This window comes from Bradyrhizobium sp. (assembly GCF_004799445.1).
GTDB lineage: Bacteria > Pseudomonadota > Alphaproteobacteria > Rhizobiales > Xanthobacteraceae > Bradyrhizobium.
Window position 1 is genome coordinate 1 of record NZ_SSNA01000147.1, and the last position, 13,308, is coordinate 13,308.

Annotated in this window: 13 protein-coding genes; 2 read left to right on the plus strand and 11 right to left on the minus strand. The window is 60.1% G+C overall.

Translation table 11 applies throughout. From position 1 onward, the window contains the following. The 4 genes from E8A46_RS20195 to E8A46_RS20210 all read right to left on the minus strand — a co-directional run. On the minus strand, positions 1-365 hold a 365-nt coding region (locus E8A46_RS20195), incomplete at its 3' end, for a transposase (RefSeq protein WP_291564996.1). A 220-nt stretch (positions 366-585) separates the two neighbouring features. After that, positions 586-1,134, minus strand: coding sequence for a hypothetical protein (locus E8A46_RS20200; protein ID WP_291564998.1), 549 nt, complete (start codon positions 1,132-1,134; stop codon positions 586-588). Between the two features lie 706 nt (positions 1,135-1,840). Continuing rightward, on the minus strand, positions 1,841-2,863 hold the full coding sequence (locus E8A46_RS20205) for an ATP-grasp domain-containing protein (protein WP_291565000.1): 1,023 nt from the start codon (positions 2,861-2,863) through the stop codon (positions 1,841-1,843). Beyond that, positions 2,860-3,894 (minus strand): putative zinc-binding metallopeptidase, encoded by a 1,035-nt coding sequence (locus E8A46_RS20210; RefSeq protein ID WP_291565001.1) that lies wholly within the window; start codon positions 3,892-3,894, stop codon positions 2,860-2,862. The genes E8A46_RS20205 and E8A46_RS20210 overlap by 4 nt, the downstream gene beginning before the upstream one ends. A gap of 297 nt (positions 3,895-4,191) precedes the next feature. Between E8A46_RS20210 and E8A46_RS20215 the strand changes: the two genes are divergently transcribed. Both E8A46_RS20215 and E8A46_RS20220 read left to right on the plus strand, forming a co-directional pair. Continuing rightward, positions 4,192-5,223, plus strand: a complete 1,032-nt coding sequence (locus tag E8A46_RS20215; protein ID WP_291565003.1) for a tetratricopeptide repeat protein — start codon at positions 4,192-4,194, stop codon at positions 5,221-5,223. A 236-nt stretch (positions 5,224-5,459) separates the two neighbouring features. Further along, the gene (locus E8A46_RS20220; protein WP_291565005.1) at positions 5,460-6,752 is read left to right on the plus strand and encodes a serine hydrolase domain-containing protein; all 1,293 of its coding nucleotides are present in this window, start codon (positions 5,460-5,462) and stop codon (positions 6,750-6,752) included. 94 nt (positions 6,753-6,846) lie between these two features. On the opposite strand, the gene E8A46_RS20225 is transcribed toward E8A46_RS20220, so the two are convergent. From E8A46_RS20225 to E8A46_RS20255, 7 genes are all read right to left on the minus strand, one after another. Beyond that, the gene (locus E8A46_RS20225; RefSeq protein ID WP_291565007.1) at positions 6,847-7,476 is read right to left on the minus strand and encodes an urea carboxylase-associated family protein; all 630 of its coding nucleotides are present in this window, start codon (positions 7,474-7,476) and stop codon (positions 6,847-6,849) included. Continuing rightward, positions 7,473-8,729, minus strand: a complete 1,257-nt coding sequence (locus tag E8A46_RS20230) for an MFS transporter (RefSeq protein WP_291565011.1) — start codon at positions 8,727-8,729, stop codon at positions 7,473-7,475. The genes E8A46_RS20225 and E8A46_RS20230 overlap by 4 nt, the downstream gene beginning before the upstream one ends. Positions 8,730-8,963: 234 nt before the next feature. Beyond that, complete coding sequence (locus E8A46_RS20235; RefSeq protein ID WP_291565013.1) at positions 8,964-9,461, minus strand: hypothetical protein; 498 nt, start codon at positions 9,459-9,461, stop codon at positions 8,964-8,966. Positions 9,462-9,615: 154 nt separating this feature from the next. Continuing rightward, a complete protein-coding gene (locus E8A46_RS20240) occupies positions 9,616-10,452 on the minus strand; it encodes a transglutaminase family protein (protein ID WP_291565015.1) in 837 nt (278 codons plus the stop codon). Between the two features lie 186 nt (positions 10,453-10,638). Then, positions 10,639-11,583 carry an alpha-E domain-containing protein gene (locus E8A46_RS20245; protein ID WP_291565018.1) on the minus strand — a complete coding sequence of 315 codons (945 nt, stop codon included), beginning with the start codon at positions 11,581-11,583 and terminating at the stop codon, positions 10,639-10,641. A gap of 29 nt (positions 11,584-11,612) precedes the next feature. Beyond that, the gene (locus E8A46_RS20250; protein WP_291565022.1) at positions 11,613-13,031 is read right to left on the minus strand and encodes a circularly permuted type 2 ATP-grasp protein; all 1,419 of its coding nucleotides are present in this window, start codon (positions 13,029-13,031) and stop codon (positions 11,613-11,615) included. A gap of 43 nt (positions 13,032-13,074) precedes the next feature. Beyond that, the coding region (locus tag E8A46_RS20255) for a hypothetical protein (RefSeq protein ID WP_291565024.1) at positions 13,075-13,308 on the minus strand (234 nt) is incomplete at its 5' end.

Consider the following 13,308-nt stretch of genomic DNA (forward strand, 5'->3'; position numbering starts at 1 on the left):
CAGACCTTCTTGATGGCCGGGCCGTTGTCTTTGCGGAAATCGGCGATGGTTTTGTGATCCGGAACGAGCCGTCCCGTCAGCCACATCACTTCCAGATTGCGGCCAGCTTCACGCTCCAGCCGCCGGCTCGATTGGACCCGATTGAGATAGCCATAGATATAAAGCTTGAGCATCGGCGACGGATGATATCCCGGCCGGCCGGTCGCTGCCGGGGTGACGCCATCGAAACCCAGATCGCGCAGTTCCAGCGCATCGACGAACACATCGACCGCGCGAACAGGATTGCTCTCGTCCACCCAATCATCAAGGCATTCAGGTAACAGTGTCGTCTGCTGGCGATCGGCCCCTTGTACGAAACCCTTCATCATCCCCCCGCGATTCAGAAAGGGAATCATAGCATCAGTCAGGTTTTCACACAGTCTGGGTCAAAAGCGGCACTTTGACCGCGCTCCGGCCACTTCCGGTCTTCGCCAATGAGCAGACATCTTCAGAGCCGGTCAGCGTGAATGTGCCAGAAGCGGAAGTGATCAGCTTGCAGTGTGCGCCGCGCTGGTTGGCAAGGCACGCGCGGGCCGCATCGAATGATCAGGGCTTCGTCCTGCCCGACGAAGCAAAGGCATTCTTTACAGCCGTTGAGAACTTTGCCCAGCTGCAGGATAGTAGTGAGTCATCTCCACAGCGTGTCGCTTTCGATCTATCGACAAGGCGTTTTGCAGCCGCGGGAGGTAAACTTGTTGGTGACAACACCATCGGTGGCCCAACAGGTTGACGCGTCCTTTCAAGATCGGCCCGAAGCTGTTCGTTCTGTCTTTTTGCCAATTCAGCCGAAACAGCTTCTCGCCGTTGAGCATCGAGGTAGTTGATATACTCCCGATCGATCTGTTTGCGTTCCTCTGCGGTCGGATTGGGGCCTGCGATGTCGAAAATCCGGTCCTGCATGAAGTCGTAATACGTGTAGCCGCCGGCTGCCTTTCGCCGGCCCGCAAACCGGACGTTGCAGTCCGTCATTAGAGCACCGACCCCGTCATTCGGTGGGGCGGTGGCATGAACCCGTTCGACGCATTCTTCAAAATCCTGAGCAGGCTGAGGCTGCGACCCGCCGAAACCCAGCCACAAGACGATAAACGCAAGCAAAGCCCCGACTGGCCATAAGAGCCGCTGTCTAACTCCCCCGTTCAAAACTCGATGCATGTGCGCTGGATCCCCCGATTCCCCACTAGGGGCAGCGATTGCGGATTTTTGCGGGCAAGCGTTTGTGTTGCAACGCAGACACAGCTGGTTCTTTTTTCTTGCCGGCAAACTCTCGCCATTTTCGAGCACAAGTCGTTAGGCAGAGTTGATGGCGGGCTACAATGGATTTCGGATGATGTCGTCAGCAAAAACGATTGCAACTTTAGCGTCAGTGGCGGCGATCGGCTGCTCGCTGTTTGCGTTTAGTTGGGTTGGACTCGCACTGCTCGGGTTTTGAGCGTGAGCTTCGGGTTGGGCTCAGGCCTATGGATGATCACGGCATGACCGCGACTTCGGGTTAGGGGCACTTTCAGACTTCGAGCCGCGTCCCGGTCAGGTCCGTTGATCCCCCGACAGCGGACAAGCGGCGACCGCATCGGCATCTCGGTTTTGTGCCAACAGGCGACATCGGAGAGGAAAAAAGGCCTATCGAGGAGATCGTAGTTAGGCGGTTGTATCCCGGCTAATTTGCCTAATCGACCCTATCGGGCTCAATTTGGGCTGTTGGACCAGAAGCTAAAACATCCTCAGGACCGTGAGTCTTCGAGCAGACCAAAACAGCCGGACATAGATGAATCGGGCATGGGAATCTCTCTTCCGCATACCGGTCTCAGCCTACGGATGCGCCGGCGTTTGCCCGGCTTATTCCGAGAGCCAGAATGCGATGCAAGAGGCCCGGGTAATCAAGTCCGTCATACCGGGCCGCTGTAGCGAACTCTTGGCTCTTCGCGATTTCGGGATTGGGATTCGCTTCAATGAAATACAGGGTGCCGTCGGCAGAGAGGCGAAAGTCGATGCGCGCGTATCCATCGAGCCCCAGTGTTCGGTAGATGCGTTTCGCTGTTCGCTGAATGCGGGCGCGTACCTCCGGCGCAAGGTTGGCCGGCCCATCTACAATTCCCACGCGCTCCTGATAACCGGGATCGTGTTTGACCTTCTCGGTGGCTATGGCCTGGCCGCCCATGGTGCCGAATTTCAATTCCCAAACCGGCAACACTCGCAACCGATTGTTGCCGAGCACGCCGACATAAAGCTCACGTCCCTCGATATATTGCTCGGCGATCGCGGCGGTTCCGATCCGCTCGTGGACGAAGGCGACGCGCTCTGCGAGCTTCTCGTCCGTATCGACGACGGATGCCTGCGAGATACCCCGGGATCCATCCTCGTTCAGGCTCTTGACGATCAACGGCAGCGCAAGACGTGCTGGGCGTTTGACCTTTCGGCGCATCGGGAATACGGCGAAGGCCGGCACCGCGATCCGGCGATGGTGCACCAATGTCTTGGACAGATCCTTGCCGCGCGCCAAGATCAGACCACGCGGGTTACACCCGGTATACGGGATCTGCATCAGTTCGAGATAGCTTGCGACGTGCTGGTCATACGTCGGCTCGTTGTGAAACTGCTCCAGCAACGTGAATACCACGTGCGGCTTGAAATTTTCGATCTCCTCGCGCACCGGCTTGATTTCCTCCTGCGCACCGAGCGGGCGAACATCATGGCCGGCCGCACGCAAGGTGCTCACGACGTCGTATTCGGTTTTCCATTCGTTGATTTGCCGCGCAGTGTATCCGTCGGTGGAGTCCGGGGGCATGAAGTCCGGATGCATGAGCACCAGAACGCGCAGGCGTCTCATAGCGCGATCCATTTCCGCCGCGAAGGACCGAACAGCGCGTGCATGGTCTTGGCGGTCAACAGGACGGTGAAGTCAGCCACAAGCTTCCGATCGGAGCCGACAGCGCGCAGATTGAGCTCTCGGCAGCGGAAGATCATGTCGTCAAGTACAGCATCAAGCGTAAGTTGGTTCTCGCCCGTCCACCGCGCAACCAGCTGCCTGATGTGGGCGCGGTGCCGCCTGATGAATGCAGAAGCCAGCTGCCCCCGGCGATGCCGTGGATCGGCGGAAAAGAGCCGGGAGAGGTCGCGGTCGTAGGTCTTCGGTGGCCTGAAGGCGTAGAACGCCTGCTTCTTTCTATAGTGGTCGCCGAGTGTCTGGCTGAGTTCATGCAGCGGATCGACACGCTCCCGCGTCGTGACTAGCGGCCGCTTCCCGGCAATTTCCTCCATCAGTTCGTCGACATATTCGAGCTTCTTCAGCGCTGGCCAGCCGGCATAGCGCGTCCGCCAGTTCGAACGCGGCCGCAGCCACACCGCGAAGGTTTCAGCGAAATCTTCGTCCGGATGGCTCTGCGCGTACCAGAGCCGAAGATGCTGGACATATTGCCGGCTGGCCGGATTGGGCCGGTAGTAGCGCGGGTAGTGTTTTGAGGACCGGCCGAACAGCTGCTGCCAACGCCGGCGGCGCTGCAGCTGATAGCCGTGCTGGATGGCATGGCCTGCCTCATGGCGGAGGATGGCCATGCATTCGGACCAGGTGCCGCCCTCGACGTCGAGCATCATTTTCTTCTCGAGCTTCATCAGGCGGGGATGGGTGAGATAGAATGGGATGGCAATGCCGGGCACATCTGCCGGACTAAACCATTCGCTCGATATCCATGTATGTGGCCGCAGCCGGATGCCCCGCTCGTCGAGCTCTTCATAAAGAGTGCTGGTGCAATCCTCCAGCCACGTGTCTTCGACCGCAACCCTCAGACTACTGAGGCGTTGCTGGAGCAACTGCTCGTCCGATAGCTTTTCCCAAGCATATTTCCGGCGGGGCATAGGCATCTAAAAGTCATAACAACTCGGTACCCAGATGGTGTCATAGGATGCTGCTGACAACAACCGCAGAGTCTCCGCGGCGCGCCGTTGTCCAGCGACCCACGTCGGCTTTCGGTCACTTTCAGACTTCGAGCCGCGTCCGGGTCAGGTCCGTTGATCCCTCTACAACGGACATGCGGCGACTGCATCGGCATCTCGGTTTCGTGCCAAGAGCCGACATCGTAGCAGCCGACCTGCGCATCTTGACCAACAACAAGATTTATCACGTAATGACGGCATCTGGTCTTTTGGTCCGGAGAGATAATGAGCAATAGCAGATTGAATTTTTCGTTCGTTCTGATCGCCCCTATGATTTTCATAAGCTGTCCAGCCGCCGCTGACCAATGTGATGATCTGCGCGATCCGGAGCCGCGTATTGTTGCCTGCACGCAATCCATTAATTCGAAGAAATGGAAGGGGCGCAATCAGGCAATAAACTATGGCAACCGGGGCAAGGCGTACCAGGGCAAGGGTGACAACGACCGCGCCATGGCCGACTACAACCAGGCGATAAGTATCGACCCTAAAAACCCCGTTTTCTTCAACAACCGTGGTATCGTATACCGCAATAAGGGGGACTTCGACCGCGCCATCGCTGACTACACCCAAGCGATAAGCCTTAATCCCAAAGATCACGATGCGTACTACAACCGTGGCATCTCATACCGCAATAAGGGTGACCTCGACCACGCCATGTCGGACTACAACCAGGCGATAAGCCTCAATCCCAAAGACTCCGATTTTTTCAACAACCGTGCTTTTGTATACCGCTTAAAGGGTGACTTGGACCACGCCATCTCCGACTATAGCGAGGCGATTCGGCTCGATCCCAAGAACGATGCTCTCTACGCGAGGCGAGGTCGCGCGTATTTTTACAGCGGAAACCAGGCCAAGGCGTTGGCCGATATGAGTCAAGCAACCGAGCTTGATCCCACAGACGCGGACGAGGCTCTTTGGCTAGAGATTGTCGGTCAGCGCAGTGGCGGACCGAGTCGCCTGTCGCAGGCGATTTCTAAAATCGACATGACTGCTTGGCCCGCGCCGGTAATCCGCCTGTTCTTAGGGCAACTAACTCCTGCTGCCATGCTGGCGGCCGCTGATGACCCGAACCCCGAAACGAAGAAGATCCGCCTTTGCAAGGCGAACTTTTACGGCGGTGAACTATCTCTGATAAAGGGGTCGAAGGATGAAGCTGCGCGGATGTTTCATATCGCCGTGAACGATTGTTCGCACAACGTGGTCGAATGGGATGCTGCAAATGCCGAACTCAAGGCGCTTGGGTCTGCGCCGAGATGAGAATAACGTTCGCTTTGAGTCACTTTCAGACTTCGAGCCGCGTCCGGGTCAGGTCCGTTGATCCCTCTACAGCGGACATGCGGCGACTGCATCGGCATGTCGGTTTCGTGCCCGGCAGCCGACATCGGGCCCCTTTTCGCGCACTGGCAACCGATGTAGTTTGATACAACAACTGCTCGGCAGCACAGGCTGAAGTCCTGGCGTGCGACAATAATAATCGCAGATGGAGAGGCCCCATGCGACACGCGCTGCTTTTCACCGCTCTTGTCGCCGTGCTTCAGGTCGCTGCCCCGGATGTTCGCGCCCAGAGCCTGGTTTCAGCAGCGCCCGAGACCGTCGGGCTCTCCGGCGAACGGCTCGCCCAGATTGCCAAGGTGTTCAGCGCAGAGGTGGATCAGGGCCGGTTGCCTGGCGCCGTGGTAGCGGTGGCCCGCAGGGGCAAACTCGTCTATTTCGAGGCAGTCGGCTACCAGGACAAGCCGGCCAACAAGAAGATGCAGAAGGATTCGATCTTCCGCGTCTATTCGATGACCAAGCCGTGGACCTCGCTCGCAGCCATGATGCTGGTCGAGGAGGGCAAGATCCAGTTGCCGGATCCGGTCTCCAAGTTTCTGCCGGCTTTCAAGGGACAGAATGTCAGCGTCGCCACATCGAACGCTACCACCGGGCAAACCACCTACGAGATGGTGCCGGCCGCGCGCGAGCCAACTATCCAGGATCTGCTGCGCCACACATCGGGCGTTGCCTACGACTTCGTCACCCGCAATGCTCCCGTCAAGGAGGCTTATGAGAAGGCCGATCTGAAAGCAGTCGGCGTTGAGATCCGCGATAAGTTGACGGCTGCGGACTTTGTCGAGCGTCTCGCCAAGGCGCCGCTCGCGAGCCAACCGGGTACCCAGTGGGAATACAGTTTATCGACCGCGTTGCTTGGCCGGGTGGTCGAGGCGGTGTCGGGCAAGCCGCTGTCGAAGGTCTTGGAGGAGCGTCTGTTCGAGCCGCTCGGCATGACGGATTCGGGCTTCGTGGTGCCGAATGCGAAGGCCGGACGGATCGCGCAGCCACTGTTGCCGCACGCATTCACGATGTTCGACCCGACGGTACCGCCGGCAAACGACCTCGGCGGCGAGGGTGGAATGTCCACTGCGATGGACTATCTGCGGTTCAGCCAGATGCTGCTCGAGGGCGGAAAGCTCGACGGCACACAGTTTCTGTCTCGTACGACCCTTGCGCTGATGACGTCCGACCACCTTGGCGCCCGGCCGAGCTCGCCGGTCGGGCCCGGCGAGCTGCTGCTTGGCGTGCCCGGTTACACATTCGGGCTCGGCTTCATGGTGCGCACGGGCGCTGGCACCGCCGGGGTACCGGGCTCGCCGGGCGAATACATGTGGGGCGGCGCCGGCGGCACGTTCTTCTGGGTCGATCCCAAGGAGCAGCTTGCCGTGGTGTTCATGTCGCAGGCGCCGTTTGCGAGCCGCGTGGTCCACCGCCGGCTGGTGAAGCAGCTTGTCTACGCCGCGATCGTTGATTGAAGCCGTCTGCCAGGATGGCCTCGATCAAACCGGCTCACCGAATCCGCCCGCGGCCGATTCCTGCACCGATGGCTGCGGCTTCCGCTTCGACCTGCTAGGCGAGGATTTCGACCGTCAGTGGTTTGAGCCGGAAGTTGTTGCAGGCGTTGAACAGGATCGGACAATTCGAAATGGCCACGATCTGCGGCAGCAGCGCCAGCATGGTGATGTAGTCGCCCGGTTTGCCTTTGGGCGGACGGATTTCCCAGACGCCGTTCTCGTCGTAAGCGACGGTCATGAATACGTTGAAACAGGCGTCGATATTGAAATTCCAGCGGTCCATGCCATAGCCGCGGATGGCGGCTTCGAGGTTGGACTGACAGTTCGGTGCACCAGTTCCGGGCGCCCCGTAGCGCGCGATGTTGAGGTGCTCGCTGCAATAGCCGCCGCCGCAGTAATTCTCGGCCGTGAGGTCTTCCTCGATCTTCCACATTTCGCGGGTGCGGTTGGTATAGAGCACATGCGGCGCCGTGAGCTTCCAGTTCAGATTCACCGCGCGGCTCGAATGCATCGACAGCAATTCCCGCACATCGTCACGGTTGAACGAGATAAGGTCCGCGACCTGCTCGCCCTCGGGCTGAGCAAGGCGAAGCCGCTGGCCGGCCTCGATTTCGAAGCTGATATTCCCGGCGGGCGGCAGCGTTACCGGCTCGCCGGGTTTGAGCACGTGGCTAGCCTTGGTCATAGCGGAAGCGGCTTTCCCTTGGTTTCGGGCAGGAAGAACACTGCGATTAACCCGACCACAAAGACGCTGGCAAGCGTAGTCGCGGCCGGACCATAACCGCCGAAGAAAGCGATCAGGCTCGATGCCAGGATCGGGCCGAACATCGCCAGGAAACGCGCCGAATTGAAGATCAGGCTGATCGCCGTCGACCGGATGCTGGTCGGGAATAGTTCCGGGGGATGCACCGCGAACCAGCCGTACAGGCCGCCGGTAAGGAAGCCGTTGACGATCTGCAACAGGACCACGATTTGCGGATCGAGCACATAGAGGAACACGATCGGCGTGATCACGATGGAGCCGGCAAGATAGAAAGCCAGCGTGCCGCGGCGGCCCCAGATATCGGAAAGCAGGCCGAAAGCGATGCAGCCGAGGATTTCGCCGATGGCGTAGAGCAACCCGGCCATACTGGCATAGTACACGCCGCTTTTCGGATCGGAGGCGAGCGTCGCCGCGTAGGTTGGCACCCACGACGAGATCGCCCAGAAGCCGACCGTGATCGAGATCGAGACGATGATGGCGACGATGAGGTTGCGGGCATTGGCGCGCAGGGCGCTGCCGATCGCCGCCATGGAATGGTTCACTTTGGTCCAGCGCTCGGATTCGGGGATTTTCCGCGCCAGCACGGCGACGAACAGCGCCGGCACGATGCCGACCGCATACATCCAGCGCCACGAGGCGCCGAACGAGCCGCCCAGCACCATCCACAGCAGCGAGGCGACGACGAAACCGCCGGAAAATGCCGCCTGCAGAATGCCGGCACCTTTGGTGCGAAGCCGCTCCGGCCACATTTCCTGCAGCAACGAGGTGCCGACGCCCCATTCGGCGCCAATGCCGACGCCGGTGAGGAAGCGGGTGAGGGCGAGCCACTGCCAGGTTGACGACAGCGCGCTGGTGCCGGTGAAAATACTGTAGAGCACCACGGCGCCGATCATCGTGCGGCGGCGGCCGATGCGGTCGCCGATAAAGCCGCCGAGCACGCCGCCGACCGCCCAGCCGAACAGCGTGATTGAAATCAGATAGGCGGCGACGCGCGGCAGCGTCGACAGTTCGTTGGCTGGCAAAAGCTGGTGCAGCGATGGCCCGAGGGTCAGCAATAATGCAAATGTCTCGTAACCATCGAACAGCCAAAACAGCATCGTGATGCCGAGCACGTTCCACTGCCGTCGCGTGAGACGTTCACCGGCGTAACCAGCCGCAATGTCAGCGCTTGCCATATCACGACGCCCCCTTGACCAAACAGACCGAACTTCCGGGATCAAGTTCCAGAGTATTGTACGGTCGCTTTCAGCGTCAACGCGAAGGTTATATTGGAAATCGCCAAAACCACCACGAATGCTTTTTTGTTTTGCGCTTTGACCTCATTTTGGACAGCGATTGCGCATGGCGTTCGCAATTCGACAAAATCACCTACGCTGTGCCTGCATGGCTGGGCTGCCCCTGATCTGGCTTTAATGGAGTGAAAGCTCCCGCAGGGCATTTTTGATTTCCTTCAAATCATTTAACGCTTTGCAGTTCTTGAGAAGCGGACCCACTTCTTTCTCGCCTTGCGCCTTCATGGTACGCAACATCAGTGCCACTGTTTTTCGGGCGGCTTCTTCAATTTCCAGTCTCTTGTCCGATTGCAACGGCTTGCCAATCGTCCATTCAACTTCCATGGTTGCTGTCTGGGCTTGAACGTAATTTTTCTTGGCTTCAGCATTGGAAGCCAGCGTTGAAAGACCTCCATACATCAGCGAGCATTCAGAAAAGCGGCGCACGACCTTTTCGCGCAATTCGACGCCGTCCTTGCTTTCCTCGATTGCGCGATTTATCGCCGCGGTTACGTCAAGTACGGTCCATGTGCTGTCGGCGCCAGTGGATTGCGCGTAGGCAAAGCGCGGCGAGATCAGCACGGCCAATAGCAAGCAAAAAACCGACAGCAAGCTAACCCTCGGACTGTCGGACATCTCTGGTTCTCCAAATTCAAATGTAGCGGGCTGCCAAATGGCGTTCGACCGGTGCGTTATCACGGGATGCGGCCCGCGCATATTGGCAATAACGGGACAGCGCGGCGGTTTCCGCGGGGCAGCCGGCCTTGAGGTGTGACGCGACTGCTTAAGCCTACGACTGGTTCTGCGACTGACCCTGGCGTCCGGCCTGATCGACCTTGACCGCGACCGTCAGCGTTTCCATGCCGCCGCCATAGCGGGTGCCGCGCACCGGGGCGGCGCCGAGATAATCGAGCCCGACGGCGACGCGGGCATGGGCATCGGTGGTGCAGATGGCATTGGCCGGATCGAAGCCGATCCAGCCGAGGTCCGGCACGAAGGCCTCCGCCCAGGCGTGCCCGGCCTGCTGATGGACCATGCCGTCGGAGCGCAGGAAGTGCCCGGAGATGAAGCGCGCGGGCACGCCGCCCGAGCGCGCGCAGGCGATGAAGATATGCGCGTAATCCTGGCACACCCCGCGCTTGAGCCCGAACGCTTCGACCGCCGAGGTCCCGCTGTTGGTGGGATCCTCGTCGAAGGTCATGTGATCGTTGATCTGCAGCATCAAGGCGTGCAGGAACCCGAGCACGTCGGCTTCCGATTCCGACCGCAATTCGCGCGAGAAGGTCGCCATCGGCGGATTGACCTGGGTCAGCGGGGTGGTGCGCAGGAACAGGCTCGGCGGAAACCGCTCGTCGGTGCCGCGCAGCACGCCGCCGGTATCGTGGGTCTCGATCAGGCCTTCGACGCTGATGGTGAGATCGGCGATCGCTCCCTCGGTCAGCACATGGGTGACATTGCCGAACGCGTCCTGATGCACATGCAGGCGCGAGTCGGTGGAGACGTCGATCTGCCATTCGGCGACGTATTGCCCATCATGGCTGCCGGGCGTCATCCGCAGGATCTGAATGACGCCGGTCGCCGCCGGTTCGTAGCGATAGGTGGTAGAATGGGCGATGCGCAGGCGCATGAGGTTCCGGGACGGGCTGAAGATTTGGAGGATCGTCATTGCGAGGAGAGAAGCGACGAAGCAATCCATCGGGCCGCAAAGTAAGTATGGATTGCTTCGCTGGCGCTCGCAATGACGCTGTTGGTGTTGCTGTCAGGCCGGGACGAGCCGGGCCGTTAGGTGGTTCCTTGCGTTCTCCGCAAAATCTCAAATCAGATACTGCTTGGCGATGATTTCACCGAGCCGTGAGTTGTCGGCAATGAATTCCTGGATGAATTCATGCACGCCGTGCTGGAAGATATCATCCATATGGCTGTGTTCCAGCCGGTTGCGGACCCCGCGGGCGTGGCGCTGGGCCGCGCCCTGGCGCCCATAGGCGACGCCGATCTGGTCGAGGTTGCGCACCAGGTTGCCATAGCAGCTCGCCAGCGAGCGCGGCAGCGAATCGTTGAGGATCAAGAGGTCGGCGATCAGCCACGGTTTCAGCGTCTCGCGATAGACCCAGTGGTAGGCGGTCAGCGCCGACACCGAGCGCAGGATCGAGGTCCATTGATAATAATCCAGCGGGCCGCCGACATGTTCTTCCTCGGGCAGCAGCACATGGTACTTGACGTCGAGGATACGGGCGGTGTTGTCGGCGCGCTCCAGATGCAGTCCGAGCCGCGAGAACCAGTAGGCGTCGTTGCGCAGCATGGTCCGGTAGGCCGAGCCGTCGAACCGCAGCGAGGTTTCCTGCACAAAGCGCAGGAATTTTGTCAGTTCCTCGCGGGTCTTGGTGCCCTTGCACCAGACTTCCTGAAGTTCGATCCATGCCGAGTTGATGGTGTCCCACATCTCGCCGGTCAGCGCGGTGCGAACCGAACGGGAGTTGAGCCGGGCGTTTTCAATGCAGTTCTTGATCGAGGACGGATTGGCCGGCGAAAACGACAAATAATCAACGACGCTCTGCTCGTCGGCTTCCTCATGGGTCTCGTAGAAGCTGGCGCTGACGCCCGCGGTCAGGAGGGCGGAATCCCACTCGTTGGTCTTGCCCACATAGGCGTTCGGCAGCGCGGTGACGCGCAGCGTCGCATCGATGGTGCGCGCCAGATATTCCGCGCGTTCGACATAGCGGGCGAGCCAATAGAGGTTTTCAGCGGTGCGCGACAGCATGCAAAGATATTGCTCTCTTGAGGCCTGATCTATTCATCCAGTATCCAGGTGTCCTTGGTGCCGCCGCCCTGGCTCGAATTCACCACCAGCGAGCCTTCCTTCAGCGCCACGCGGGTCAAGCCGCCCGGCACGATGGTGACGTGGTTGCTTCCCGTCAGCACGAAGGGCCGCAAATCGACATGGCGCGGCGCAAGGCCGGACGCGGTGCAGGTCGGGCAGGTCGACAGCGCCAGCGTCGGCTGGGCGATGAACCCTTCCGGCTCGCGTTTCAATTTGTCGCGAAACGCCTCGATCGTCGCTTTGGTGGCGGCCGGTCCGATCAGCATGCCGTAGCCGCCGGAACCGTGCACTTCCTTCACCACCAGTTCGCTCAAATTGTCGAGCACGTAGGCGAGGTCTTTTGGCTCGCGGCAGCGCCAGGTCGGCACGTTCTTCAGGATCGGCTCTTCGCTGAGATAGAATTTCACGATCTCGGGCATGTAGGAGTAGATCGCCTTGTCGTCGGCGATGCCGGTCCCGACCGCGTTGGCGAGCGTAATGTTGCCGGCGGCATAGGCCGACATCAGGCCGGGCACGCCGAGCGCCGAATCCGGGCGGAAGGTCAAGGGATCGAGGAAGTCGTCGTCGACGCGACGGTAGATGACGTCGACGCGCTTGAGGCCCTCGGTGGTGCGCATGAACACCTCGTCGTCCTTGACGACGAGATCGCGGCCCTCGACCAGCTCGACGCCGAGCTTGTCGGCCAGGAATGAATGTTCGTAATAGGCGGAGTTGTAGACGCCGGGCGTCATCAGCGCCACCGTCGGCTCGGCCGCGGCGCTAAGCGGCGCCACCGACCGCAGCGCCGACAGCAATTCGTCCGGGTACCGTTCCACCGGCGCGACGCGGTGGCGCGCGAACAGGTCCGGAAACAGCCGCATCATGATTTCGCGGTTTTCCAGCATGTAGGACACGCCGGATGGCGTGCGCGCATTGTCCTCCAGCACGATGAAATTGTCCGCATCGACCCGGATGATGTCGATGCCGGCGATGTGGACGTAGACGTCGTGCGGCACGTCCTGGCCGTTCATCTCCGGGCGGAACACCGGGTTCTGGAAGATCAGGTCTTCGGGAATGATATTGGCGCGCAGGATGTCGCGGCCGTGATAGATGTCGCGCAGGAACATGTTGAGCGCGCGCACCCGCTGCTTGAGACCCTTTTCCAGGATCGTCCACTCCCGGGCGGACATGATCCGGGGAATCACGTCGAACGGGATCAGCCGCTCCTGGGCTTCGGAATCGCCATAAACCGCAAAAGTGATGCCGATCCGGCGAAACAGCAGTTCGGCTTCCTGGCGGCGATATTCCAGCGCGTCCGGCGGCGTCTCCTTCAGCCAGCGGGAGAGTTCCTGATAGGCCGGGCGGAGGTCGCCGCCGAGGCCGTTCATTTCATCGAACGCAACTGCCATAAATGCCGACTGCCCCCCAAAGCCATACGACACAGTGCATGACTTAACGGGATGGTAGCAAGGCTCGGGCCAGCGCGATATGCATGGGCTGGGAGCATTTGCCGGGACCGGCCGGAATGTTGCCCGAAAAAACGGCTGACGGCTGCTTATTTCGGAAGCAAAAGCGGCCGGACTTCAATGTGTTGCCCGGGCAGGGGCGTGAAGGTGTGTAGTTCGGCCAAGGGGTTATCTGCCGCTTGCGGCTTGAGGAGAGGTCATGAGTGAAATCGTCACGGCG